Source organism: Azospirillum sp. TSO5, assembly GCF_003116065.1.
In the GTDB taxonomy this organism is placed as follows: Bacteria; Pseudomonadota; Alphaproteobacteria; order Azospirillales; family Azospirillaceae; genus Azospirillum.
Window position 1 is genome coordinate 42,695 of sequence record NZ_LGQY01000063.1, and the last position, 23,314, is coordinate 66,008.

The window sequence follows — 23,314 nt, forward strand, 5'->3', positions numbered from 1 at the left end:
AAATCCCCGCCCTGTCCGAAAGAAAGCCTCTCCGCCCGGCGGAGGGGCTTTTTTCTTGGGTACTGTCCGTCTGTACGGCAAAGCCGCAGTTGAATTTTCCCGGTTTCCATCGTCACAGTGCTGGAAACGGTGGAGGAACCATGGCGGCGGAGCCGGTGATGGTGGCGCTGGCGGCTGGTGCGGTCGGCGGTCTGCTCGGGGTGCTGCTGGGCCGGTATGCCGGGCGCCGGGCGGACGGCCGTTCGCCGGTCATGTCGGGACCCGGTACCGGGCCCGGCAGGGTCGCGGCGGCGCCCCTCCACGAACCGGAGATCGGCGAGCGGCTGGAAATGGCGCTGGAGGCGACCGGGGCCGCGGTGTGGGACGCCGATCTGGTGGCCGGCACCTGCTGGTGGTCGGACACCTTTCCGCGGATACTGGGCTATCGCAGCAGACCGGCCATGCCGCCCGATTTCTGGGAACGGCGGCTGCATGCGGAAGACCGCGACCGGGTGCTGGCCCACATCGCCTCGCATCTGGCGGGGGAGACCTCGGCCTATGCCTATTCCTACCGCCTGCGCCACGAGGCTGGCGGCTGGGTGTGGATCGCCGCCAAGGGCCGCGCCTTTCGCGACAAGACCGGCCGGGCGGTGCGCTATGCCGGCATCATGACCGACATCACCGAGGCCCGCCGGCAGGAAGAGCGGCTGCGCGCCAGCGAGGAGCGGCTGCTGAAGATCATGGAGGCGGCACCGATCGCGGTGAACGTCACCACCCGCGACGGCCGCTGGCTGTTCTGCAACGCCCAGTCGGTGCGGCTGATGGGGCGCGACCGGGCGGAGCTGATGCGCTCGCCGGTGGCGGACCTCTATGCCGACCCTGCCGACCGGGAGGCGCTGATCGCCCGATTCGACCGCGAGGGCGCCTTTCGCAATGCCGAACTCCGCTTCCGCCGGCCGGATGGCAGCATCGTCTGGGTGTTGTCCTCGTGGAACAGCATCGAACTGGACGGCGAATCGGCGCTGCTGACCTGGCTCTACGACATCACCGACCGCAAGGCCGCCGAGTCGGCGATGATCCAGGCCAGGGAAGAGGCCGAACAGGCGCTGGCCGACCTGCGCGAGGCACAGGAAAGCCTGATCCAGGCGGAGACCATGGCGTCGTTGGGCCAGCTGGTGGCAGGGGTGGCGCACGAGATCAACACGCCGATCGGCATCGGCCTGACCGCGGCCAGCCACATCGGCGAACAGGCGCAGGCCCTGCGCGACCGCTTCGCCGGCAACACGCTGCGGCGCTCGGATTTCCTGGAGTTCCTGGATGGCTTGAGCGAGAGCAGCCGTCTGCTGATGGCCAACATGGACCGCGCGGCGTCGCTGGTGCAGAGCTTCAAGCAGGTGGCGGTCGACCAATCCTCCGGCGACCGGCGGGTGTTCGAGCTGGGCAGCTATATCCGCGAACTGCTGTTCTCGCTTCGGCCCCGCCTGAAGCGCACCAACCTGAAGGTGGCGGTGGAGTGCGACGACGAGCTGACGATGGACAGCTTTCCCGGCGCGCTGGGGCAGGTGCTGACCAATCTGGTCATCAACGCCGTCGTCCACGCCTATGGCGACGGCGAGCGCCTGTCGGAGACGCCGTCCGGCACGATCAGGATCACCGCCCAGCCGGACGGGTCCGACAAGGTGCGGATCGACTTCATCGACGATGGCGTCGGCATCGCGCCGGAACATCTGTCGAAGGTCTTCGACCCCTTCTTCACCACCAAACGCGGGCAGGGCGGCTCCGGCCTCGGGCTGCACATCGTGTTCAACACCGTCACCGGCCCGCTGGGCGGCACCGTGTCGGTGCAGTCCTGGCCGGGGCAGGGCACCCGCTTCACCATCCTGCTGCCGCGCGAGGCGCCGGCCATGCAGCCGGCCCTGGCGGAGGAGCCGGCATTGGGCTGATGCGGTGGCGCGCCCGGTCAGTCGGTGGTCGGCAATTCAGGCGACGTGCAGTTCGTGGAGCTGCAGATGCTTGGGCCGCCGGCCGCGGCGCTTGGGAGCCGCGAAATTGGCGAGAGCACCATTTTCTCCGCGCAGTTCGGCGTTCAGTTCCTGCACGCAGCGCTGCAGCAGTTCCTTTTCGCGCTGGTCCTCGCGGTCGGTGATCTCCAGGCAGCTCAGCTTGATCTCGACAAGGTCGATCAGCGTTTCGGCGCAACGGCGTGACAGGGTCATGGCATCCTCCACGGCGACGGGGTGCGGCGTCACTGTCCGGCGGGGCGAGCCTTCGCGAAACCCCCGCGCGACCGAGTTGTGCGTCACCCAGGCTTTTTATTGCTCATGGTGGCATCATATCCTCCTTCCGTTAAAAAGTACCTAAAATTTTATACAGATTTGTCCTTCTCTGTCGATTTTCGGGAAAAGCGGATTTGTGCTTCCGTAAGCGTTGACAAGGCTACGGCCGGCCGCTAGAACCCTCCCCACGCCAGCGATGCCCCACGGGCACCGCACTGGCTGGAGGGGTGGCCGAGTGGCTGAAGGCAACGGTTTGCTAAACCGTCATAGGGTTTAAAGCCCTATCGTGGGTTCGAATCCCATCCCCTCCGCCATCTTGCTTGGCAGGCGCCAAGCCGTTGAATTTCCCAAATAGTTGAAGCGTTTAAAATTCCCGGTCGGGCACGGTCCATTGGTGCGCCGATGGAGATTTGTTGTTTGGCGCTCCGGTCAAGCCAGCGCGTAACTCTCCCCACATTTTGAGACCCGTATACAGTTCCGGCTGAAGATCCACGCCGCCGCTCGCTGGCTGCTGTGCCGGACGCCGGGAACAGGTGCTTCGTCAGGAGTGTCGGCAATCGCCGGCTGTCGTCGGCCCTGGGTTGTCCCCATGCGGGTGGTTGGCTGCCGCCGGACCGTGGTATCGACGGGGCATCGTCAAACCGATGGCTGATCGCGGGGCTTTCCATGCCGTTTCCTTTCCAGGCGCTCGTCTTCGATCTCGACGGAACGCTGATCGACAGCGCGCCCGACATGACGCGCGTGCTGAACCGCACCCTGGCCGAGTTCGGCCGCCCGGCCCTGACCGAGGTGCAGGTGCGGACGATGGTCGGCGACGGGTCGGCGATGCTGGTGCGCCAGGCTTTCGCCGCGACGGGCGCGCCGCTGGAGGACGAGGCGGTGCAGCCGGTGCTTCGCCATTATCTCGACACCTATTACGACGACGCGGAGCCGCCGGTGCTCTATGCCGGCGTGGCTGAAACGCTGGAGGCACTGGCCGGACGGGGTGTGCGGCTGGGGCTGTGCACCAACAAGCCGGAGCGGATCACCCGGAAACTGCTGGGTGTGCTGGGGATGGAGGGGCTGTTCGGCGCCGTGGCCGGCGGGGACACGCTGGCGGTGAAGAAGCCGGACGGGCGCCATCTGACCTGGGTGCTGGAGCGGCTGGATGTGTTGATGCCTGCGCGGGCGGCGATGGTCGGCGACAACGCCAACGACGTGAAGGCGGCGCGGTCGGCCGGCGTGCCGGTGGTCGCTATGAGCTACGGCTATCCCCGCATGCCGGTGGAGGAATTGGGCGCCGACCTGATCCTGGACCGCTTCGCCGATCTGCCGGATGGGCTGCTCCAGCTGGCCACCGCCGATTGAAAGGCGCCGATTGAACGCCACCGATTGAACGCCACCGATTGAACGCCACCGATTGAGCAGGGGCCGGTACCGGACGCGGTACGGACGGTCGCATACACTGATACTATCCTTTTGGACAGCAGCGGTATCCCTCAGGACCCGCGTGCCGGCTCGGTAAAGCCCCTAAGCTGTTAGGGTCGATCCGGCATCGCCGGGCGACAGGACGTCGATCCGGGGGAGGACGCGCCATGATGCAGGATGATGCCCTGATGGTCGGTCCGCTGACCTTCATCGCCACCATCCTGCTGCTGACGCTGGCCACAACCGGCAGGCACAACAAGCAATCAAGAACCTGCCGGTTGCGGGCCGGGCGGCGGCGCGACATGCCGCCGCCCGGCCAGCGTCACGGCGGTGGCCGATGGGAAGGAACTCCACCATGGTTTCTCGCATGGCTCGGATCGTTCATATGGGCAAACTGGGCGGCTATGCGGCGCTGCTGGACGGCACGCTGCTGGAACTCGACAGCCGCTTCCTCTGGCCGTCGGCCTCGGCGCTGACGGAGGCTCTGCGGCGGGCCGGAGTGACGCCGTCCGACATGATCCTGGACACCCGGTCGCCCGCCGGCGTCCGGCCGGCCGCTGCGGTCAGCGCGCCGGCTGCGGCATCGCACCGGCCCGGCGGTCTGCCGCTGGCGGCGTGACGCCGGTCAGGTGGACCACCACGCTGCCGAAATCACTGTCCGTCTCCAGCCGCACCGGAAGGGGCGGATAGCCGGCGGCGACCGGGGCCAGCCACAGATCGACCGGGGGGCGGTCCGCCGGATCGCTGCGCTGCCAGAAACGGCCGGCCGGTGATGACCGGGCATAGCCGGCCACCGGCTTGTAGGTTACCCGGCATTGCTGGGCCACGCCGGCGAAGACCGAGTAGCGCGACGGGTCGACGATGCGCCGACCCACCTCGCTGAACAGCATGTCATAGCGGCGGCGGCCGTCGAACACCGGCAGCGACCGGTCGCAGCCTTCGCGCGCCCCCACCGCGAACAGCAGGTCCAGCACGGCGCTCAGCGGGTCCAGAGTGCCGCGCTGCAGCGCCGGCGGCACCGGTTCGCGATCGTCCTTCTCCGGCGGCGGCGAGACGCTGACGGCGACATCGCCCTGGGGCCCGTAGGTCAGGGTGACGTTGCGCGGTTCGCCGCGAAGCTGGCTGGTCTGGCGGTGGCTGGCCGGCCGTAGGTCGTCGCCGCGGACATAGCCGTCGGTCAGCGAATCCGTGCGCCAGCTGAACAGGCGGCCGATGGTTCCGCCGGTCACCGCCGACACCTCGACCCGGTAGCGGTCGCCGGTCACGTCCAGCATCGCTTCGACGTCCAGCGCGGTGATGCCGCCGACGAAGACACGGTAGGTCGCCTTAACCGGCTGCGCCGACGCCATGGCGGTGGCGAGGGGAAGCAGAGGAAGGGACAGGCCGGCCGCCATCAGGGCTGCCCGGACAGGATTGGGAAGGCGGCGGGGGCTGGGCTGGGGCACGGTCCGGGGCTCCTGCGGTCGGCTGATCTTTTTTAAGATGGGGATGAATCTGGTGCTTGACACCCGGTGGGGAAGGCCGTAGAAACCCGCCCACCGCAGCGGCGGGGCCGACGAAAAACGGCCGCGACGCAAAAGAGTTTCAAGGTTCGGGCGCGTAGCTCAGCGGGAGAGCATTCGCTTCACACGCGAAGGGTCACAGGTTCAATCCCTGTCGCGCCCACCATCTCGAAAAGGCTTCGGACGACAGTCCGGAGCCTTTTTGCTTTCCGGCACCGGCAATCGTGGGCCGCGCGAAACATGCATTATGCATTGCTTATATGATTGACGAATCCGCGGTCGATTGACGCAGATCAGCCCTCTGCGCGCTGCAATGCGGTATTAGGGGGCCATCCCTGTCACCCGTTTCGGAAAGCCAATCAGATGGACGACACCCGTATCGCTTTGCTCTCCCTCGGCCTGCTGGTCGCTGTGCTCGCCGTCATCATCGGTTCGGTTGTCTTCGTCCCGTCCTTCACCGCCCTGCTGGCCACGCTGCTGGCCTGGGCGAACCTGGCCTATCTGGTCGGCATCACGATTAAGCGCTGATGGCCAAGCGCTGATCCAATTCCGCGGCGGGGCGCAGCCTTCCCCGCCGCGGATGCCGAACCTTCAGGGTCCGGCAACAGTCTGTCCTGCGGAAAGCTTTTCTGGACAGGAACGGTCCATCGGGTTATCCAGCGCGCGGTTTCGCTGCGCCCCCGATTTCGCTGTGCCAAGGACCGACGCCATGACGCCGACCACTGCCCAGACCTCCAGTCCGTTGCCGATCCTGAGGACGGTGGAGGACCTGAGAGCCCAGGTCGCGGCCTGGCGGCGGGAAGGGCTGACCGTCGCGCTGGTGCCGACCATGGGGGCGCTGCATGACGGGCATCTGGGCCTGGTGCGGCGCGGTCGCGAACTGGCCGATCGGGTGATCGCCAGCGTCTTCGTCAACCCGACCCAGTTCGCCCCGCACGAGGATTTCGACCGCTACCCGCGCGACGAGAGCGGCGACTCCGCAAAACTGGCCTCGGCCGGCTGCCATGCGCTCTATGCGCCGACCGTGCGCGCCATGTATCCGGAGGGCTTCGCCACCGCCATTTCGGTCGGCGGCCCGGCGGAGGGGCTGTGCGGCGCCTTCCGGCCGCAGATGTTCGGCGGTGTCGCGCTGGTGGTGACCAAGCTGTTCCTGCAGGCGCTGCCCGACGTCGCGGTGTTCGGCGAGAAGGATTACCAGCAGCTGATGGTGATCCGCCGCTTTACCCGTGACCTCGACATTCCCGTGCGGGTCGAAGGGCTGCCGACGGTGCGAGAGGCCGATGGGCTCGCCATGTCGTCGCGCAACGCCTATCTCAGCGCCGACGAGCGCGCCCGCGCGCCGGAGCTGTACCGGGCGCTGACCGCGGCGGCCGAGGCGCTGGCGCGGGGGGCGGAGCCCGACGGCGCCCTGACCGGCATCCGCGGCCGCATCGCCGAGGCGGGGTTCGGTGCCATCGACTATGTCGAACTGCGCGACGCCGAAACGCTGGAGCCGGTGACCGCCGTCACCCGTCCCGCCCGCCTGCTGGCCGCCGCCTGGATGGGCAAGGCCCGGCTGATCGACAATGTGCCGGTGATTCCTGCCGGTTGACATACCGGGGAATGAGGACGGCCGGCCCACTGACATCCAATGGGGCATCCAACAGGGCATCCAATGGCATTTGACCGGAATTTGTTGCGCGCCTAACATGATTTTCCTCGGGCATGGTCCCGATGGGAATCAGACCCCCGCAATTGGGGGCGGAAAGGCGATCTTGCGGCTCGTTCGTCGCAACCGGCAGGGGGAAACGGTTTCCCTGATGCCGCTCGTTCTGACCGGCCTCCTGCTGACGCTGGCGGCGCTTGGCGCTGGCGGCGCCATGATCGCCGGCCGCAACCGGGCTCCGGCCCCGCAGGCGCAGACGGGTCCCGACAAGAAATACGCCTCCCTGCCGATGATGACCTTCAGCCTCGGCGGCGGCGATGCCCGGATGGTGGACGTGAAGGTCCTGCTGGAGATCGATCCGTCGGTGGACGGCAAGGTCGCCGACCCCTATGTCCCCCGCATCACCGACCGCCTGTCCGACCGTATGCGCCAGATCGATCCCCAGCAGCTGACCGGCGCCGACGGGGCGAAGCTGATGAAGAGCACGATCGCCGGCGTGCTCGACCGCGAACTGCGCGGCGTGCGGGTGAAGGAAATCCTGCTGGACCGCATGGTGGTCCGGTAGGGCCGGAAAGGCCGCCGGCCCCGACGGACGGCATCCGGGGGCCGGCATTGCTGCGAGTGGTGGAACGAGGTCAGTCGGCCAGCCGGGTGGTCAGTCGCGGGGCGGCGCTGCTGGCCGCGGCGACATAGCGGGCGCGCAGCGGCTTCAGGACGAACAGGGCGAGGAAGGCGGCCAGCGCGTTGACGATGGCGACGCTGTAGAAGACGGTCTGCCAGCTGCCGGTCGCCTCCACCATCAGGTTGCCGACGGGGACCATCAGGGCGGCCACGCCCTTGGCGGTGTAGAGCATGCCGGCGTTGGTCGCGGCGAAACGCGAGCCGAAGGTGTCGGCGCAACAGGCCGGGAACAGGCTGAAGATCTCGCCCCAGGCGAAGAACACCAGACCGGTCAGGATGACGAAGGCCACCGGGTCGGCACCGTAGGCGCTGAGCGCCATCACCCCGACCGCTTCGATGGTGAAGGCGATGAACATGGTGTTCTCGCGGCCGATATGGTCGGAAACCCAGCCGAAGAAGGGCCGCGTGATGCCGTTCATCACCCGGTCGATCGACAGGGCGAAGGTCAGCGCCGGCAGGGTCAGGCCCAGGATGCTGACCGGCGCGTCGATCAGGCCCATGTCGGCGGCGATCGGGCCGAGCTGGGCCGTCACCATCAGACCGCCGGCGGCGACCATGGTGAACATGCCGTACATGATCCAGAAGACGGGGGTGCGCAGCATCTCCTGCGGGGCATAGTGGCGGCGCTGCGGGGCGGCCGTACCGCGGCTCTGGCCATATCCCATCTTCGGCGGATCGGTCATGAAGCAGGCCAGCACCAGGATCACCAGCCCCTGGCCCAGCCCGAAGGTCATGAAGGTGGTCTCGAAGCCGGAGGACTCGATCATGGTGGCGATCGGCACGACCGTCAGGGCGGAGCCGGCGCCGAATCCGGCGGCGGTCAGGCCGGCCGCCAGCCCACGGCGGTCGGGAAACCATTTCAGCGCGTTGCCGACGCAGGTGCCATAGACGCCGCCGGCGCCGATGCCGCCAATCACCGCGGCCAGATAGAGAAGCGCCAGCGAATCCGCCACCGCGTTCAGCGCCCAGGACAGGGCGCACAGCGCGCCGCCCACCAGCACGACGATGCGCGGACCGAATTTGTCGACGAACCAGCCCTCCACCGGCACCAGCCAGGTTTCGGTGACGATGAAGATGGTGAAGGCCACCTGGATCGCGGTGCGGCCCCAGCCATGCTTGTCGTCGATCGGCTCGACGAACAGTGTCCAGCCATATTGCAGATTGGCGATCATCGACATGCAGACGATGCCGATGGCAAGCTGCATCCAGCGCCCGCCCCAGGGTGCGACCTGGGCCGTTTTGCCGTGCGTCTCACGCACCATGTCCTTCCTCCCCAATGCACCCGACATGTTCTGTTCGGAGTCTCTTGTTCGGCATCTTTTGTTCGGATGTCCGGACCTGTATTTTCGACCCTGTTTTTGGTTTCTGGTGTCCGGTCCGGGAAAACGGCTGTGGGATGGGAGTCTTCCACCACCAACTTGCGGTTGCTGGCATGCCAAATGCCCCATGCCCGCCTTCACGATCATCAGTTTGACTGACTATGTCAATACGAACCATTTGCCGATGCAGAGACATGCATGCGAATTGTCCATGTGAATCCGTTGGAATTCCATGATCCGGAAAAAGCGGGGTGTCGTGGCTGGTCGAAAGCGCTACGCCGTTGCGGTAATGCTCGGCTGAACAGGAGGAATCCGTCCTATGCCGTTGCCTGATCCACCGCTGCTGGTCGTCACCGACCGCCGCCTCGCCGAGCAGCCGTTGCCGCAGGTGGCGGAGCGCCTGTTCGCGTGTGGCGTGCGCTGGCTGTCGTTGCGCGACAAGGACCTGCCCGATGCCGAACGTGTGGAGCTGGCTCGCGCGCTGATAGTACGCGCCCGTCGGTGGGGGGCCTGCGTCACCCTGCATGGCGACCCGGCGCTGGCGGCGGCGGCCGGGGCGGCTGGGGTGCATCTGCCGTCCGGCGGCGATCCGGCGTCGGCGCGTGCGTTGCTGGGGTCGGGGGCGCTGATCGGGCTGTCGTGCCACGACTCGGACGGCGCCGGGGCGATGGAGCAGGGCAGGGGGCAGGTCGATTACGTGACCCTGTCGCCGATCCTCCCGTCCGCCAGCAAGCCGGGCTACGGCCCCTGCCTGGGTGCGGCGGGGCTGCGGAGGTGGGTAGGGCGATGGGCGAATATGGGCGTGCCGGTGATCGGGCTGGGCGGCATCGACCACACCGGCGCGGTGGCCGAATGCCGGGCGGCCGGGGCGGCGGGCGTGGCGGTGATGGGGCTGGCGATGCGCGGCGACCCGCAAGCGCTGGCGCCGCTGCTGGCCGCGCTGGCGCCGGCCAAAACAGCCGGGTTGTCCTCCGGTTAAGCTCAGGCGCGTTTCACGCCGGTCCCCCTGGACATTTCAACGGCTTGCATGCATCTGGTATGTAGGATACGAAAAAAGGCCGGTGGCTCCGTGCAAGGGGCCGACCGGGTGCGCCGCGACCGCCGGCGAGACATGAGGACATCCACTCCATGACCTTTCCCGCTCTCAACGTCCAGCCCCTCGACACCGGAACCACCTTCCGCAGTCAGGTCTACCACGCGCTGAAGCAGGCGATCACGGAGATGGACATCTACGACCATGACCGTGAAATCCGGCTGGACGAACGGCAGCTCAGCGACAAGCTCGGCGTCAGCCGCACTCCGATCCGCGAGGCGCTGACCCTGCTGGAGCAGGAGGGCTTCATCCGTCTGCAGCCGCGCCGCGGCATCTTCGTCGTCCGCAAGACCAAGACCGAGATCGTCGAGATGATCCAGGTCTGGGCGGCGCTGGAAAGCATGGCTGCCCGCATGGCCGCCGAACATGCCCCGGCGGCGGAGATCCACAAGCTGTGGGACCTGTTCGGCAGCTTCGAACAGCGCAGCCCGAAGGACCATGTCAGCGAATATTCCGACGCCAACATCGCCTTCCACAAGAGCATCATCCAGTTGAGCGGGTCGAAGCTGATCCAGGACGTCACCGACAACCTGTTCATCCACATGCGGGCGATCCGCAAGCTGACCATCGGTCAGGAGGACCGGGCCGAACGCTCCATCCACGACCACCGCGCCATCATCAAGGCCCTGGAAGAGCGCAACGCCGACCTCGCCGAACGGCTGGTGCGCGAGCACACCATGGGTCTGGCCGCGCATGTGGAGAAGCATTGCGATTTCCTGGAGTGAGCGCCCGGTCAGGGGGGCGTTAGCCCCCCACCTCAAACCGTCACCGCCTCCTTCTGCGCCGTCTCCACCTTCGGCGCGTCATCGCCGTCGATGGTCACCACCCGCAGGGAATTCGTCTTGCCCGGCGTCCCGAACGGGACGCCCGCGGTGACCACCAGCGACTGGCCGGAACTGCCGATGCCGGTTTCCGCCGCCGCGGTCAGCGCACGCCCGACCATCTCCGAGAAATTCGCCACGTCGTCGGTCAGCACGGCATGGACACCCCAGGCCAGAGACAGCCGCCGTGCCGTCGCCTGGTTTGAACTGAGGCCGAGGATCGGCACGCCCGGCCGCTCGCGCGAGGCGCGCAGCGTGGTCGATCCGGTGGTGGTGTAGGTGACGATGGCGGCGGCGCTGATGGTTTCCGCCACCTGTCGCGCCGCGGCGGTCAGCGCGTCGGGGGCGGTCGCCTCCGGGCTGGGGTGGTCGGCGTCCATGATGCGGCGATAGAGCGGGTCGCCCTCCACCCGGCGGACGATACGCTCCATCATCGCCACCGCTTCGACCGGATAGCGGCCGGAGGCGGATTCGGCGCTCAGCATCACTGCGTCGGCCCCGTCATAGACGGCGTTGGCGACGTCGGAGGCTTCGGCGCGGGTCGGGGTCGGTTCCGACACCATGGATTCCAGCATCTGGGTGGCGACGATCACCGGCTTGCCCATGGCGCGGCTGAGCCGGATCATCTTCTTCTGCAGAGCCGGCACGTCTTCCGGGGGCAGTTCCACGCCCAGGTCGCCGCGCGCCACCATCACCGCGTCGGACAGCTCGATGATCCGGTCCAGCGTCGGCAGGGCGGCCGGCTTCTCGATCTTGGTCATCACATGGGCGCGGTTGCCGATCAGCTCGCGCGCCTCCAGAATGTCCTCCGGCCGCTGGACGAAGCTGAGCCCGATCCAGTCGACGCCGAGTTCGAGCCCGAAGGCGAGATCGCTGCGGTCCTTATCCGACAAAGCGCTCAGCGCCAGCGCCGCGCCCGGCACATTGACGCCCTTGCGGTCGGACAGGGTGCCGCCGGCGACCACCTCCGTCTCGGCGAAGTCGGGGCCGCAGTCCAGCACGCGCAGCCGGATGCGACCGTCGTTCAGCAGCAGGTCCAGGCCGGGTTCCAGGCTGGCGAAAACTTCCCCATGGGGCAGGCAGACGCGGCGGCTGTCGCCCGCCCTGCGGTCGAGGTCCAGGCGGAAGCGGTCGCCGATGGCGAGGTCCACCGGCCCGGACCCGAAGGTCCCGACCCGCAGCTTCGGCCCCTGGAGGTCGAGCAGGATGCCGATCGGCCGGCCCAGCGTCTTTTCGGTGGCGCGGATGCGGGCGTAACGCTCCGCATGTTCGGCCTGGGTGCCGTGGCTGGCGTTCAGGCGGAAGACATTCACGCCCGCCCGGGCCAGGGCCGTGATCTGGCTTTCCGAAGAACTGGCGGGGCCCAGCGTGGCGACGATCTTTGTGCTGCGGTGAAACGGCATGACGACAGCCTTCCTCCGCCCGGCCCTTTGCAAAAGGGGCGGGACTGGCGAATGATGATGAGCGAGGTTCGGTGTTGCCCGGATGCTGGAAGTCCTAGGCCGGACGGTCAAACGGCACCCGCCCCTTATTCCGCATCGTGAGAGTGGTTCTTCCCGCCGCACATGGACAGCCGGACCGCCCGTCGGCGACACTTGGGCATGTCCGAGACCACCCCTCAAAGCCCTGTTACTCCCCATCCGGCCGCCACGCTGATCCTGCTGCGCGACAGCCCGGACGGGTTGGAATTGCTGGTGATGGAGCGCCATGCCGGCCTGCGCTTCGCCCCCGGCGCCACCGTCTTTCCCGGCGGCCGGCTGGAGGCGGCGGACCATCACCCGCTGTGGCGCGCCCGCTGGCCGGAGGGGGAACCGCCCGCCGACCTCGCGCACCGGGTCGCGGCCTTGCGGGAATGCGTGGAGGAGTGCGGCATGCTGCCGACCCGCGATCCGCTTTCCTCCTCGGCGCTGGCGGATCTGCGCCGCGGGGTGGCGGCGGGGGAGGGCTTCGCCGCGGCGCTGGCGCGGGTCGGAGTCGCCCCCGCGCTCGACCGCATGGCGGTGCTGGCCCGCTGGATGACGCCGGAGATGCTGCCGCGGCGGTTCGATACGCTGTTCTTTCTTGCCCCCGCACCGGACGGGCAGGAGCCGGTTTGTGACGGCGGGGAGGCGGTCGGCGTGCTGTGGGCCACCCCGCGCCGCCTGCTGGCGGAGGAGGAGGCGGGTCGGCGCCGGCTAGTCTTCGCCACGCGGATGACCCTGCTGCGGCTGGCGGTATGTGCCGACATGGCGGCGGCGATGACCTGTGCGGCGGTGCCCGGCCAGGGCTTGCCAACGCCGATCCTGCCGCGGCTGGTGGAAACGGCGGCCGGTCCGGTGTTCCGGATTCCTGCCGGCTGCGGCTTTTTGCCACTGGAGACCTCCGCCCAAACTGTTAGGCTTGGGTAAGATTAGGCAAGTTCAGCACGGTTTCCGCGATGTGAAAATTGCGCAGACGTGCTATTGTGCGATGCGACATGCGCAATCAATCTCCATGCTGACGCTCGGCGCCGAACGACGGCACTTCGGGCTGAGGCTGGAGGATCGCGGAATGAATGTCGGGTTCATCGGGGACGGGAAGATGGCCGAAGCGATCATGGACAGGCTGCGCGACGCCGGGCACCGGCTGCACCGCCACCCCCATGGCCGCGGCGACTTCCGCCGCCGGGCCGGCGCGTGCGACGTGGTGATGATGCTGTTGCCCGATGCGCCCGCGGTGGAGGCCGCCCTGTTCGCCGAGGACGGCTTTGCCGCCGCCCTGCCGCCGGGCGCGCTGGTGATCGACCTGTCGGACCTGCCGCCGGCCGAGGCTTCGGCCAACGCTGCGCGGCTCGCCGATCTGGGCGCCCTGCTGGCCGATGCGCCGGCCGGCACCGGTCCGGTCATCGATCCTGTCATCGACCTCGGCGGCAGCGACGCGGCCTGTGCGCGGGCCGAACCGCTGCTGCGGCTGTTTAGCGATGGCGTCGTCCGTGCCGGCGGCCCCGGTTCGGGGCAGCGGGCGCGTCTGGTCCGCATGTCGGACATGAGGATGGCGGACAGGAAAAGCGACGATCCGGATGGACTGCACCGGCTGCTGCGTCTGATGGCCTTCGACGGGCCGGCTGAATCCAGGTTGGGCACATCATGAACACCTCCACCGCTCCCGACATCGCCCCGATGCGCCGCCCGGCCTCCAGCCTCTTTGCGGCCGGACCGGACATGATCGTCCCCTTCGGCGCCGGGCTTGCCGCCGGTCTGGTCGCCGGGCGGGCCGATGTGGCGCGGTTGGGCAACAAGGGCGGGCGCCTGGTGGAGATGGCGGCGCTCGGCATTCCGGTGCCGCCGGGCTTCGTCATCGCTGCGGAGGCCGGGCGCGGGCTGGGCGCGGAGGATGCGCTGCCGGCGGAACTGCTGAAGCGGGTCGATGAGGCCGTCCTGGCGCTGGAGCGGCAGGCGGGCGGACGCTTCGGCGGCACCGGTGATGGCGGACCGCTTCTGCTGTCCGTCCGCTCGGGCGCGGCGGTGTCGATGCCCGGCATGATGGACAGCATCCTGAATCTCGGCCTCAACGACCGCGCCGTGCAGGGGCTGGCGGCGGCGTCGGGCGATGCGCGCTTCGCCTACGACTGCTATCGCCGGCTGGTCCAGGCCTTCGGCTGCGTGGTGATGGGCGTGCCTGGCCACCGGTTCGAGGCGCTGCTGGACGAATACAAGGAGGAGCGCGGGCTCCAACGCGACGGCGAGCTGACGGCGGAGGACTGGCGCAGCCTGATGCCGCGCTTCCTTCGGCTGGTGGAGACTCGCTGCGGCCGTCCCTTTCCGCAGGATCCGACGGAACAGTTGCGTCTGGCGGTGGCGGCGGTCTTCCGCTCCTGGATGAACCCGCGGGCGGTCGCCTTCCGTGCCCTGCACGATGTGTCGGAGGATTTGGGGACGGCGGTGACGGTGCAGGCGATGGTGTTCGGCAATCGCGGTCCGGAGTCCGGTACCGGCGTTCTGTTCACCCGCGATCCCTCCACCGGCGCGCCCGGCCTGTGCGGCGAGTTCCTGGCCGATGCCCAGGGCGAGGACGTCGTGTCCGGCACCTGCGATCCCGACCCGCTGAGCGCCAGCCAGCCCAACCCGGACCGCTCGATGGAGCGCCGCATGCCGGCGGTCCATGCCGAGCTTTGCCGGGTGGCCGAGCAGCTGGAGCAGGCCTTCGGCGACATGCAGGACATCGAGTTCACCGTGGACGGCGGGCGCCTGTTCATCCTGCAGTCGCGCAGCGGCAAGCGGTCTTCCGAAGCGGCCGTCCGCATCGCCGTCGACATGGCGGAGGAGGGGATCATCACCCGCGACGAGGCGGTGGGCCGCGTCGATCCGCAGGCGCTCGACGAGCTATTGCGCCCGACCCTGACGCCGGAGGCGCTGGCCGCCGCCATCGCGACCGGTCTTCCCGCCTCGCCCGGGGCGGCGACCGGCCGCGCCGCCTTCACCACCGACGACGCGCAGCGGCTGGCGCGCGGCGGTGCACCGGTGATCCTGTGCCGGCCGGAAACCTCGCCGGAGGACATCCACGGCATGCAGGCCGCCGTCGGCATCGTCACCGCCCGCGGCGGCTTCACCAGCCACGCCGCCACCGTCGCCCGCGGCATGGGTCGCCCTTGCGTCTGCGGCGCCCGCGGGCTGCGCATCGACCCGGAAGAAGGGGTGATGCGGGTTAACGAGGTGACGGTCCGCACCGGCGACCTGCTGACCATTGACGGCAGCAACGGCGCTGTGGTGCTGGGGACCGCCGCCCTGCAGCGGCCGGCGCCTGACGGTGCGACCGCCCGGCTGCTGGACTGGGCGCGGGAGTGCGGGGTGGGGCTGGCGGCGGATTGAGTGTTGAGGATTGTGGGGGGATCAGCCCCCCACGATACCCCACTCACCCTCGCATCAGCGCCTTCAGATGCGCCGCGCAGCCTTCCGCCAGCCCGGTCGCGTCATAGCCGCCTTCCAGCGCCGACACCACCCGGCCATCGCACACCCGGTCGGCAAGCTCGACCAGCTTGCGCGTCACCCACTCGAAATCCTCGGTAGTGAAGCCGAGTTGGGCCAGCGGGTCGCGCTTGTGGGCGTCGAAACCGGCGGAGATCAGCAGCAATTCCGGCTGGAACGCCTCCAGCGCCGGCAGGATGGCGCGCTCCACCGCCTGGCGGAACTCGACGGAGCCGCTGTAGGGCTCCAGCGGCAGGTTCAGGATGTTGCCGTCGACGCCGCGCTCCCACGAATTGCCGGTGCCGGGGTAGAGCGGCGACTGGTGGGTGGAGGCGAAGAACAGGTCGGGATCGTCGGCGAACATCGCCTGGGTGCCGTTGCCGTGATGCACGTCGAAATCGACCACGGCGACGCGGGTCAGGCCGTGCACCTTGCGGGCATGCTCGGCCCCGACGGCGATGTTGTTGAAGACGCAGAAGCCCATGGCGCGGGCCGGTTCGGCATGGTGGCCGCAGGGGCGCACCGCGCAGAAGGCGTTGGTCGCCTCGCCGGCCAGCACCGCGTCCACCGCGGCGCAGACCGATCCGGCGGCACGCAGGATGGCGCCGCGCGACCCCGGCGACAGCAGCGTGTCGCCGTCCAGCCGCTGATACCCGTCGGTCGGCACCGCGGCGAGCACGGCATCGACATAGCTGCGCTCATGGACGCGCGACAGCTGCTCGACATCGGCCTCGGGGGCGGAGCGGCGCTCCAGGTCACGGAACTCCGGCCGGTCCAGCACTTGCCACACCACGGCCAGCCGTTCCGGCGCCTCCGGATGGCCGGGGCCGGTGTCATGCGCGAAGCAGTCGTGATGGGTGAAGATGAGGGTGGTCACGGGCGGCCTCTCCCATAGGAAAGGCGCCGCCGGACAGGATGTGCCGGCGGCGCCATGGTCGGGGAATGGTTCAGTGGGCGTAGCTGGTGGTGGCCGGCGGCGGCTCCGCGACCGAGGCGACGGTGCCTTCAAGCTCCTGCAGATGCAGGCGGGTGAAGTCGCGCGCGCTGACGACGCCGACCAGATGGCCGTCCTCCAGCACCGGAAGATGGCGGATGTGGTGCTTGTCCATCAGTTGCAACGCCTGATGGACGCTGTCGGACGGGGTGCAGGTCACCGGCTGGCGCGTCATCAGCTGCGACACCGGCATGGACAGCAGCGAACCGCCGCGCTCCAGCAGGGCGTGGACGACGTCGCGTTCCGAAAGCACGCCGGCCAGCGTGTTGCCTTCGGTGCGGCAGACATCCTTGACGATCAGGGCGCTGATGTTCTCCGCCTTCATCAGCTTGACGGCCTCGGCGACCGTTGCGCTGGTCCGCACGGCGACGACGCGGGATTCCTTGGTGCGCAGGATATGTTCGACCTTCATGGCGTGACTCCTGATCGGCTGGCGGCTGGCAGGAAAACCGTCTGTCGGGCGGCTCCCTTCGGGGCGGCAAGGCGCCCGGCCGGGCGTCGTGCTATGAATATGGTATGCCAGATACAGTACGCCACGCAAACAATTTCGGCATCGGCCTATGCGATGGTGCAGCGCAATCGAAATCGCTCTGTTGGAGCCGTAATGCCAAAGCATAAGAGGCGAAATGTTCGACATGCGGTATGTTTGATATGCGTGCAAATTGATGGAGGTATGCGGCATGCGCATGCCCGGCATCGTGTACCTTGTATACCAAAAAACTTGAAGCAATTGCTGCGGCGCGTCATAACAGAATGGTCACGCCGAAGCCGACCAAACAAAAAAAGCACCCCACCGAGACACTGGAGCGATGAACATGTTGGAAATGCTGGTTCTGGCGCTTGTGCTGTCCGTCTTCGGCGGCACGGTCCACTATATTCTGTCGATGCAGATCACCAACGCGGGCAAGTCGCAGCGCGATTTCTCCTCCGCGCCGCTTCGCCTCGCCAACCCGACCGAAGCCGATCTCAAGGAACCGGAGGACGAACTGCCGCCGGGTCCGGCCTGGGCAAGCTTCCCCCGCGCCTTCTGAGCTGCGGTTCCCCACCTGACAGATCGTAAGAAAGACGGCCCTTCCAGGCCGTCTTTTTCGTTTCGACTCCAGTCCGGCATGCGGTCCGCTCAGGCGAGCGGCAGCACCAGCTGGAAGCTTTTGATGGTCATCCGCTTGCGGTGATAGAAGCGGTGGGCCTCGCCGCGCTGGATGCCGGAGATGATCTCCATCTGGGCGCAGCCGCGCTCCCGCGCCTCGCCCGCCAGCCAGTCGAACAGCTTGTCGCCCAGCCCGTAGGACCGCTTGGCGGAGCTGGTGACCAGATCCTCCACATACATGTAGCGACCGCGCGACAGCGTCTCGTGGACGCGGAAGCCGCCGCAGCCGGCGATCTCGCCGTCCAGCCGCAGAAGGGCGAGGTTGTAGCCGTCGTCCATCTGGCGGCGAATCTGCGCGCGGTAGGCCTCGGGGTCGGTCATGTGGGTCCGCAGCTCCTTCATGATCGGATAGCTGGCGGCGATATCGGCATCGTCACGCGCCACGACGATCTCGATGTTCTGCTGCTGGTCCATGGCGGTCGACTCCTTATCAATATGGGTTCTGCCGGGAAGGGCGTCAGCGCCGGCGGCGGAGACCATGCCGGCCGGCGGTTGCCGGGCCGAATTGTGCCGTCGGAGCTGGCATACCATATGCCAATAGATTGTCCGGCCAAAAGCTGTGCCGCCCCACTTTCCGCGTGCCGGAAAATCGAAACGCGACTCTCGCCCCCGGCGCTCGCGCGAATGCAGCCTGCGGAAACAGTTCGCCCAACCCACTAATCGCTTGTCAGGTGTCCGGCATCTGGTATACCATATTGATAATTCCAGATCGGATCAGGACTGCACCGGTCTGGCGGGAGGCGAAAACCCGTCACCCAAGCAGTGCAGCGCCCCGAGGCCGCATCCTCGCCGCGCTGCCAAGCAAAAGCGAACAACAGCGTCAAACCTCTTAAAGCATCTAAGAAGACGCCAAAAGTAAAAGCCTAAGCATCAAAACAGAAGCGACGCCCGAACCGGCAGAGAACCGCTTCCTAGGAGGAGATAGAAGATGCAGCATACGAATTCGGAGGCGCAGGGAGCACCGCTCGGCGGCCGCTGGATGCAGTTGGTCATCGGCGTGATCTGCATGTCGATGATCGCGAACCTGCAATATGGCTGGACGCTGTTCGTCAACCCCATCGATGAAAAGTACCATTGGGGCCGTGCCGCCATTCAGGTCGCCTTCACCATTTTCGTCGTGACCGAAACCTGGCTGGTGCCGATCGAAGGCTGGTTCGTCGACAAGTTCGGTCCCCGCATCGTCGTTGTGGTCGGCGGCGTGCTGTGCGCCCTGGCCTGGGTCATCAACTCGTTCGCCGACTCGCTGGCGCTGCTCTATATCGGCGCTGCCGTCGGCGGTGTCGGTGCCGGCGCCGTGTACGGCACCTGCGTCGGCAACGCGCTGAAGTGGTTCCCGGATCGCCGCGGTCTGGCCGCCGGCCTGACGGCTGCCGGTTTCGGTGCCGGTTCCGCCGTGACGGTCGTGCCGATCGCCAACATGATCCAGACCTCCGGCTTCCAGCAGACCTTCCTGGTGTTCGGTCTGGGCCAGGGCCTGATCGTCTTCGCGCTGGCCTGGTTCCTGAAGGAAGCCAACCCGGCCCTGCTGCCGAAGGGCAAGTCCACCGTCAACCAGAGCCGCCGCAACTACACCCCGCAGGAGACGCTGAAGTCGCCGGTCTTCTGGGTGATGTACCTGATGTTCGTCATGGTCGCCGCCGGCGGTCTGATGGCCACCGCCCAGCTCGGCCCGATCGCCAAGGACTTCCACCTCGACGGCATGCCCGTCAGCATCATGGGTCTGACCCTGCCGGCGCTGACCTTCGCCCTGACCATCGATCGCGTGCTGAACGGCGTGACCCGTCCCTTCTTCGGCTGGGTGTCGGATCACATCGGCCGTGAGAACACGATGTTCGTCGCCTTCGCCATCGAAGCGGTCGGCATCCTGGCGCTGAACCAGTGGGGCCACAACCCGGTCGCCTTCGTTGTCCTGACCGGTCTGGTGTTCTTCGCCTGGGGCGAGATCTACAGCCTGTTCCCGTCCTGCTGCGCCGACAGCTTCGGGTCGAAGTTCGCCACCACCAACGCCGGCCTGCTCTACACCGCCAAGGGCACTGCCTCTCTGGTCGTTCCCTTCGCCAACATCATTGTGGCCTCCAGCGGGTCGTGGCAGACGGTGTTCTTCTTCGCCGCCGCGGTCAATGCCATCGCTGCTTTCATGGCCCTGTTCGTCCTGAAGCCGATGCGTGCCCGTCAGATCGCCGAGGACACCGTCCAGCCGGTCAGCGGCAAGCTGGCGACCGAAGGCGCCGACTGAAAGGAAAGGGAGGTTCCCGCCGACCGGGGGGCCGGCCGGGACTCCAGATAAAAGGCGGCACAGTTCACCGCCAAACGACACGACAAGCCGGCATCGGGACCACCGCATTGGTCCCGGTGTCGGTTTGTCGCGTTTTGGGAGGCAGAATCGTGAACCGCATCGGAGGGTGAGGGTCACGAACCATGCGTCCCGGCAGAGCCCGCTTCAAAGGCTGATATTCTGTATACAGAATACGACTTGCATCGTCAACACCGATCGAAAGGGGTGGATCGATTATGCTGGCTATCGTCGTTCTGATGCTGGCGGCTTTCTCCTCGGGCGCGCTGAATGCGGTTGCCGGCGGCGGCGCCTTCATCACCTTTCCGGCCCTGCTGTTCGCCGGGGTGTCACCGGTGGCCGCCAACGCCTCCAGCACAGTGGCGTTGTTTCCCGGGCAGGCGGCCAGCAGTTGGGCCTATCGGCGGGAGATCGCGGCGGGCGGGCAGGTGAATGTTCCAATCTTTGCCGCACTCAGCCTCGTCGGCGGGCTGGCCGGCGCGTTGCTTCTTCTGCTGACGCCGAATGCGGTGTTCGCGCGCTTCGTGCCCTGGCTGCTGCTGTTCGCGACCGCCGTCTTCGCCATCGGCGCCTATGCGCCCGGCATCGTGTCCAGGCTGCGGTTGGGCGGGCGCAGCGTGCTGGTGGTGCAGTTCCTGATCTCGATCTATGGCGGCTATTTCGGCGGAGGCATCGGCTTTCTGATGCTGGCGGCGCTGACCCTGTTCGGACTGCGCGACATCCACGCCATGAACGGGCTGCGGCTTCTGCTGGCGATGCTGATGAACGCCGCGGCGGTCGGCACCTTCATCGTCGCTGGGGCGGTGTCCTGGCCGGAAACGCTGGCGATGGCGGTCGCGGCGGTGGCCGGCGGCTACGTCGGCGCCATGGGGGCCAAGCGGGTCGACCCGAAGCTGCTGAAAACACTGGTGGTCATCATCGGAACGGCGTTGACCCTCTACTTCTTTGCGAAGGGAGCCTGATTCGATCGGGGAAGCGCCCGATTCCGCAATCTTCAACCCCACCCCCACATTCCGCATTGACATACGGTATGTGGTATACCAAACTCCAAACACAGTTTGCGCGACAGACTGTTGGATGCCGCTGCAAAGCAACCGGTCTGCCGATGGATGCGGCCGGTGTGGGCAGGCTGGCGTCGTCCAGCCCCACAGCATTCAAAAAGTGAAATCGGGGGAGAGGGGAATCCGGCATGAAGATCTGCATCTACGGATCCGGGGCCATTGGCGGCTATCTCGGCGTGCGCCTGCACCAGGCGGGTGCCGAAGTCAGTCTGGTGGCGCGCGGTGCGCATCTGGCGGCGATGCGCGAGAACGGCGTCACCTTGCTGATGGGGGAGGAGAAGACCGTCGTCCACCCCCGTTGCACCGACAACCCGGCCGAACTCGGCCCGCAAGACTATGTCATCATCGCGCTGAAGGCCCACTCCGTCCCCGGTGTCGTGCCCGCGATGCAACCGCTGCTGGGTGACGACACCGCCGTCGTCACCGCGGTCAACGGCATTCCCTATTGGTATTTTCACGGCACCGGCGGCGAATTCGACGGCCGCACCCTGGAGACGGTCGATCCGGGCGCGGTCCAGTGGAAGGGTCTCGGTCCGCAGCGCGCCATCGGTTGCGTCGTCTACCCGGCGACCGAGGTGGTGGAGCCCGGCGTCATCCAGCATGTCTATGGCGACAAGTTCTCGCTCGGCGAACCCGACGGGTCGAAGTCGGACCGCGTCGTCGCGCTGTCGAAGGCGATGGAGGCCGGCGGCCTGCGCGCGCCCGTGCTCGACCGCATCCGCGACGAGATCTGGCTGAAGCTGTGGGGCAACCTGTGCTTCAACCCGATCAGCGCGCTGACCCACGGCACGCTGGAAGGCATCTGCGGCGATCCGGACACCCGCGCCGTCGCCAAGGCGATGATGCTGGAGGCCAAGGACATCGGCGACAAGCTGGGCGTCCATTTCCGCGTCGACGTGGAACGCCGCATCAACGGCGCCGCCGCGGTGGGGGCGCACAAGACCTCAATGCTGCAGGACCTGGAGCGCGGCCGGCCGATGGAGATCGACCCGCTGCTGTCGGTGGTGCAGGAGATGGGCCGCATGGTGGGCGTGCCGACGCCGACCATCGACGTGGTGCTCGCCCTGGTGAAGCAGCGGGGCGAGAACGCCGGCTGCTACAGCCGGCCGCAGCCCGCGGCGGCTCCCGCCTCCGCCCCCGAAGTGGTCGCGGCCCAGTAAACAATGCAGGTGGCGCGGCCGGCGCCGAACCCGAAAGGACCACGGGGCCGGCCGCATCGAACAGGGGGAGGAGCGTCATGAAGGTCGAGGACATTCTCCGCAAGAAGGGCACGCGCATCGGCATGGTGCGCATCAATGAAACGGTCGCCACCGCGCTACGCCTGATGAAGGCGGAAAACACCGGCGCGCTGGTGGTCAAGGACGTCTGCCGCACCGAAGGCAACACGGTGGTCGGCGTCATTTCCGAACGCGACGTGGTCCGCGCGCTGGTCGATCGCGGGCCGGGCATCCTGGAGCAGGCGGTATCGGCGCTGATGACGCGCGATCCCTATTGCTGCAGCCCGTCGGACACGGTGCGTCATGTGCTGAGCCTGATGGACGAGCATGGCATCCGCCATGTCCCGGTGCTGGAGGGCGCGACCCTGGTCGGCGTCGTCAGCGTCCGCGACCTGATCCGCCGCCAGCTCGAAGAACTGCCGGCCGACGAGTTGCCCATCGCGGCCTCGGCCGCCGAAAGTTGGGACTTCCCGGTCGTCGCCAACCAGTGACCGGTGCCGGTGGGGCCGGCGCAAATCGGTTGCCGGCTCCCTTGCCTTTGCCGCTTCGGCGCTAGCCCGCCCTGATCTGGACGCGGGTGGATTTTGCCCGCCGCCATGGCCGGCCTTCGAAAGCAAACGACATGAAGATCGCGATACCCAGGGAGCGCCGCCCGGGCGAGCGCCGCGTCGCCGCGTCTCCCGAAACCATCAAGAAATTCAAAACTCTCGGATTGGATGTCGTCGTTGAGAGCGGGGCCGGTCTCGGTTCCAGCATCACCGACGCGGCCTATGAGGCGGCGGGGGCCGCCATCGCCGCCGACGAGGCGTCGGCGCTGGCCGATGCCGACATCGTGCTGAAGGTGCAGCGCCCGCTGATCGCCGGCGAAGGGGATGTGGACGAACTGGCGCTGATCCGAAAGGGCGCGCTGCTGTTCGCCATCCTCAACCCCCACAACAGCCGCGACCATGTGAA

Annotated in this window: 23 protein-coding genes, 2 tRNA genes and 1 pseudogene; 19 read left to right on the top strand and 7 right to left on the bottom strand. The window is 67.5% G+C overall.

Annotated elements, in window-relative coordinates:
- Positions 1 to 140: 140 nt before the first annotated feature.
- Positions 141 to 1,922, top strand: a complete 1,782-nt coding sequence (locus TSO5_RS17850; protein WP_109152815.1) for a PAS domain-containing sensor histidine kinase — start codon at positions 141 to 143, stop codon at positions 1,920 to 1,922.
- Positions 1,923 to 1,958: 36 nt separating this feature from the next.
- Here TSO5_RS17850 and TSO5_RS17855 read toward each other — a convergent pair whose 3' ends face one another.
- Entirely contained in the window at positions 1,959 to 2,195 is a 237-nt protein-coding gene (locus TSO5_RS17855; RefSeq protein WP_109152816.1) for a hypothetical protein, read from the bottom strand.
- Positions 2,196 to 2,476: 281 nt separating this feature from the next.
- On the opposite strand from TSO5_RS17855, the gene TSO5_RS17860 reads away from it, so the two are divergent.
- The 3 genes from TSO5_RS17860 to TSO5_RS17870 all read left to right on the top strand — a co-directional run bounded on the left by TSO5_RS17860 (position 2,477) and on the right by TSO5_RS17870 (position 4,281).
- Positions 2,477 to 2,569, top strand: a tRNA-Ser gene (locus tag TSO5_RS17860).
- Between the two features lie 352 nt (positions 2,570 to 2,921).
- On the top strand, positions 2,922 to 3,602 hold the full coding sequence (gene gph / locus TSO5_RS17865; RefSeq protein WP_109152817.1) for a phosphoglycolate phosphatase: 681 nt from the start codon (positions 2,922 to 2,924) through the stop codon (positions 3,600 to 3,602).
- A gap of 427 nt (positions 3,603 to 4,029) precedes the next feature.
- Positions 4,030 to 4,281 (top strand): hypothetical protein, encoded by a 252-nt coding sequence (locus TSO5_RS17870; protein ID WP_199230926.1) that lies wholly within the window; start codon positions 4,030 to 4,032, stop codon positions 4,279 to 4,281.
- Here TSO5_RS17870 and TSO5_RS17875 read toward each other — a convergent pair.
- The gene (locus TSO5_RS17875) at positions 4,226 to 5,107 is read right to left on the bottom strand and encodes a DUF3108 domain-containing protein (RefSeq protein WP_109152818.1); all 882 of its coding nucleotides are present in this window, start codon (positions 5,105 to 5,107) and stop codon (positions 4,226 to 4,228) included. The genes TSO5_RS17870 and TSO5_RS17875 overlap by 56 nt on opposite strands.
- A 148-nt stretch (positions 5,108 to 5,255) precedes the next feature.
- Here TSO5_RS17875 and TSO5_RS17880 point away from each other — a divergent pair.
- The 4 genes from TSO5_RS17880 (at position 5,256) to TSO5_RS17895 (ending at position 7,374) form a co-directional block, all read left to right on the top strand.
- A tRNA-Val gene (locus TSO5_RS17880) sits at positions 5,256 to 5,330 on the top strand.
- A 197-nt stretch (positions 5,331 to 5,527) separates the two neighbouring features.
- Positions 5,528 to 5,692 (top strand): sugar tyrosine-protein kinase, encoded by a 165-nt coding sequence (locus TSO5_RS17885; RefSeq protein ID WP_085084036.1) that lies wholly within the window; start codon positions 5,528 to 5,530, stop codon positions 5,690 to 5,692.
- A 181-nt stretch (positions 5,693 to 5,873) separates the two neighbouring features.
- Positions 5,874 to 6,755 carry a pantoate--beta-alanine ligase gene (gene panC / locus TSO5_RS17890; protein ID WP_109152819.1) on the top strand — a complete coding sequence of 294 codons (882 nt, stop codon included), beginning with the start codon at positions 5,874 to 5,876 and terminating at the stop codon, positions 6,753 to 6,755.
- A 208-nt stretch (positions 6,756 to 6,963) separates the two neighbouring features.
- The gene (locus TSO5_RS17895; protein WP_109152820.1) at positions 6,964 to 7,374 is read left to right on the top strand and encodes a flagellar basal body-associated FliL family protein; all 411 of its coding nucleotides are present in this window, start codon (positions 6,964 to 6,966) and stop codon (positions 7,372 to 7,374) included.
- 70 nt (positions 7,375 to 7,444) lie between these two features.
- Here TSO5_RS17895 and oxlT (TSO5_RS17900) read toward each other — a convergent pair whose 3' ends face one another.
- Positions 7,445 to 8,752 (bottom strand): oxalate/formate MFS antiporter, encoded by a 1,308-nt coding sequence (gene oxlT, locus TSO5_RS17900; protein WP_109152821.1) that lies wholly within the window; start codon positions 8,750 to 8,752, stop codon positions 7,445 to 7,447.
- Between the two features lie 376 nt (positions 8,753 to 9,128).
- Between oxlT (TSO5_RS17900) and TSO5_RS17905 the strand changes: the two genes are divergently transcribed.
- Positions 9,129 to 9,788, top strand: coding sequence for a thiamine phosphate synthase (locus tag TSO5_RS17905; RefSeq protein WP_109152822.1), 660 nt, complete (start codon positions 9,129 to 9,131; stop codon positions 9,786 to 9,788).
- Between the two features lie 149 nt (positions 9,789 to 9,937).
- The gene (locus tag TSO5_RS17910; RefSeq protein WP_085084025.1) at positions 9,938 to 10,627 is read left to right on the top strand and encodes a GntR family transcriptional regulator; all 690 of its coding nucleotides are present in this window, start codon (positions 9,938 to 9,940) and stop codon (positions 10,625 to 10,627) included.
- 32 nt (positions 10,628 to 10,659) lie between these two features.
- On the opposite strand, the gene pyk is transcribed toward TSO5_RS17910, so the two are convergent.
- Complete coding sequence (gene pyk / locus TSO5_RS17915; RefSeq protein WP_109152823.1) at positions 10,660 to 12,126, bottom strand: pyruvate kinase; 1,467 nt, start codon at positions 12,124 to 12,126, stop codon at positions 10,660 to 10,662.
- 198 nt (positions 12,127 to 12,324) lie between these two features.
- Between pyk and TSO5_RS17920 the strand changes: the two genes are divergently transcribed.
- The 3 genes from TSO5_RS17920 to TSO5_RS17930 all read left to right on the top strand — a co-directional run bounded on the left by TSO5_RS17920 (position 12,325) and on the right by TSO5_RS17930 (position 15,549).
- A complete protein-coding gene (locus TSO5_RS17920; RefSeq protein ID WP_109152824.1) occupies positions 12,325 to 13,110 on the top strand; it encodes an NUDIX domain-containing protein in 786 nt (261 codons plus the stop codon).
- A 172-nt stretch (positions 13,111 to 13,282) separates the two neighbouring features.
- On the top strand, positions 13,283 to 13,831 hold the full coding sequence (locus tag TSO5_RS17925; protein ID WP_247870807.1) for an NAD(P)-binding domain-containing protein: 549 nt from the start codon (positions 13,283 to 13,285) through the stop codon (positions 13,829 to 13,831).
- Complete coding sequence (locus TSO5_RS17930) at positions 13,828 to 15,549, top strand: pyruvate, phosphate dikinase (RefSeq protein WP_109152826.1); 1,722 nt, start codon at positions 13,828 to 13,830, stop codon at positions 15,547 to 15,549. Before TSO5_RS17925 ends, TSO5_RS17930 begins: the two co-directional genes overlap by 4 nt.
- 43 nt (positions 15,550 to 15,592) lie before the next feature.
- On the opposite strand, the gene TSO5_RS17935 is transcribed toward TSO5_RS17930, so the two are convergent.
- Together TSO5_RS17935 and TSO5_RS17940 are read right to left on the bottom strand one after the other, a co-directional pair.
- Entirely contained in the window at positions 15,593 to 16,522 is a 930-nt protein-coding gene (locus tag TSO5_RS17935) for a histone deacetylase family protein (RefSeq protein ID WP_109152827.1), read from the bottom strand.
- A gap of 70 nt (positions 16,523 to 16,592) precedes the next feature.
- A complete protein-coding gene (locus tag TSO5_RS17940; protein WP_109152828.1) occupies positions 16,593 to 17,051 on the bottom strand; it encodes a CBS domain-containing protein in 459 nt (152 codons plus the stop codon).
- A gap of 397 nt (positions 17,052 to 17,448) precedes the next feature.
- Between TSO5_RS17940 and TSO5_RS17945 the strand changes: the two genes are divergently transcribed.
- Positions 17,449 to 17,670, top strand: coding sequence for a hypothetical protein (locus tag TSO5_RS17945; RefSeq protein WP_109152829.1), 222 nt, complete (start codon positions 17,449 to 17,451; stop codon positions 17,668 to 17,670).
- 89 nt (positions 17,671 to 17,759) lie between these two features.
- Here TSO5_RS17945 and TSO5_RS17950 read toward each other — a convergent pair whose 3' ends face one another.
- Positions 17,760 to 18,203: a GNAT family N-acetyltransferase gene (locus TSO5_RS17950; protein ID WP_085084000.1), complete on the bottom strand. Its 444-nt coding sequence runs from the start codon at positions 18,201 to 18,203 to the stop codon at positions 17,760 to 17,762.
- 514 nt (positions 18,204 to 18,717) lie between these two features.
- Between TSO5_RS17950 and oxlT (TSO5_RS17955) the strand changes: the two genes are divergently transcribed.
- From oxlT (TSO5_RS17955) to TSO5_RS17975, 5 genes and pseudogenes are all read left to right on the top strand, one after another.
- Positions 18,718 to 20,025, top strand: coding sequence for an oxalate/formate MFS antiporter (oxlT, locus tag TSO5_RS17955; RefSeq protein ID WP_109152830.1), 1,308 nt, complete (start codon positions 18,718 to 18,720; stop codon positions 20,023 to 20,025).
- 275 nt (positions 20,026 to 20,300) lie between these two features.
- Entirely contained in the window at positions 20,301 to 21,044 is a 744-nt protein-coding gene (locus TSO5_RS17960) for a sulfite exporter TauE/SafE family protein (RefSeq protein ID WP_109152831.1), read from the top strand.
- Between the two features lie 227 nt (positions 21,045 to 21,271).
- Positions 21,272 to 22,303, top strand: a complete 1,032-nt coding sequence (locus tag TSO5_RS17965; protein WP_109152832.1) for a 2-dehydropantoate 2-reductase — start codon at positions 21,272 to 21,274, stop codon at positions 22,301 to 22,303.
- Positions 22,304 to 22,380: 77 nt separating this feature from the next.
- Positions 22,381 to 22,851 (top strand): CBS domain-containing protein, encoded by a 471-nt coding sequence (locus TSO5_RS17970; RefSeq protein ID WP_109152833.1) that lies wholly within the window; start codon positions 22,381 to 22,383, stop codon positions 22,849 to 22,851.
- Positions 22,852 to 22,982: 131 nt separating this feature from the next.
- Positions 22,983 to 23,314, top strand: a pseudogene (locus TSO5_RS17975) (NAD(P)(+) transhydrogenase (Re/Si-specific) subunit alpha); the annotation flags it as partial.

Bases quoted from the DNA above. Each gene is read 5' to 3' on its own strand.
- TSO5_RS17870 (WP_199230926.1), top strand. From the start codon at position 4,030: ATGGCTCGGATCGTTCATATGGGCAAACTGGGCGGCTATGCGGCGCTG.
- TSO5_RS17945 (WP_109152829.1), top strand. From the start codon at position 17,449: ATGAACATGTTGGAAATGCTGGTTCTGGCGCTTGTGCTGTCCGTCTTC.
- TSO5_RS17885 (WP_085084036.1), top strand. From the start codon at position 5,528: ATGGACGACACCCGTATCGCTTTGCTCTCCCTCGGCCTGCTGGTCGCT.
- TSO5_RS17925 (WP_247870807.1), top strand. From the start codon at position 13,283: ATGGCCGAAGCGATCATGGACAGGCTGCGCGACGCCGGGCACCGGCTG.
- oxlT (WP_109152821.1), bottom strand. From the start codon at position 8,752: ATGGTGCGTGAGACGCACGGCAAAACGGCCCAGGTCGCACCCTGGGGC.
- TSO5_RS17850 (WP_109152815.1), top strand. From the start codon at position 141: ATGGCGGCGGAGCCGGTGATGGTGGCGCTGGCGGCTGGTGCGGTCGGC.
- TSO5_RS17905 (WP_109152822.1), top strand. From the start codon at position 9,129: ATGCCGTTGCCTGATCCACCGCTGCTGGTCGTCACCGACCGCCGCCTC.
- TSO5_RS17960 (WP_109152831.1), top strand. From the start codon at position 20,301: ATGCTGGCTATCGTCGTTCTGATGCTGGCGGCTTTCTCCTCGGGCGCG.
- TSO5_RS17950 (WP_085084000.1), bottom strand. From the start codon at position 18,203: ATGGACCAGCAGCAGAACATCGAGATCGTCGTGGCGCGTGACGATGCC.
- TSO5_RS17920 (WP_109152824.1), top strand. From the start codon at position 12,325: ATGTCCGAGACCACCCCTCAAAGCCCTGTTACTCCCCATCCGGCCGCC.
- pyk (WP_109152823.1), bottom strand. From the start codon at position 12,126: ATGCCGTTTCACCGCAGCACAAAGATCGTCGCCACGCTGGGCCCCGCC.
- TSO5_RS17965 (WP_109152832.1), top strand. From the start codon at position 21,272: ATGAAGATCTGCATCTACGGATCCGGGGCCATTGGCGGCTATCTCGGC.
- TSO5_RS17930 (WP_109152826.1), top strand. From the start codon at position 13,828: ATGAACACCTCCACCGCTCCCGACATCGCCCCGATGCGCCGCCCGGCC.
- panC (WP_109152819.1), top strand. From the start codon at position 5,874: ATGACGCCGACCACTGCCCAGACCTCCAGTCCGTTGCCGATCCTGAGG.
- TSO5_RS17855 (WP_109152816.1), bottom strand. From the start codon at position 2,195: ATGACCCTGTCACGCCGTTGCGCCGAAACGCTGATCGACCTTGTCGAG.
- oxlT (WP_109152830.1), top strand. From the start codon at position 18,718: ATGCAGCATACGAATTCGGAGGCGCAGGGAGCACCGCTCGGCGGCCGC.
- gph (WP_109152817.1), top strand. From the start codon at position 2,922: ATGCCGTTTCCTTTCCAGGCGCTCGTCTTCGATCTCGACGGAACGCTG.
- TSO5_RS17895 (WP_109152820.1), top strand. From the start codon at position 6,964: ATGCCGCTCGTTCTGACCGGCCTCCTGCTGACGCTGGCGGCGCTTGGC.
- TSO5_RS17910 (WP_085084025.1), top strand. From the start codon at position 9,938: ATGACCTTTCCCGCTCTCAACGTCCAGCCCCTCGACACCGGAACCACC.
- TSO5_RS17940 (WP_109152828.1), bottom strand. From the start codon at position 17,051: ATGAAGGTCGAACATATCCTGCGCACCAAGGAATCCCGCGTCGTCGCC.
- TSO5_RS17970 (WP_109152833.1), top strand. From the start codon at position 22,381: ATGAAGGTCGAGGACATTCTCCGCAAGAAGGGCACGCGCATCGGCATG.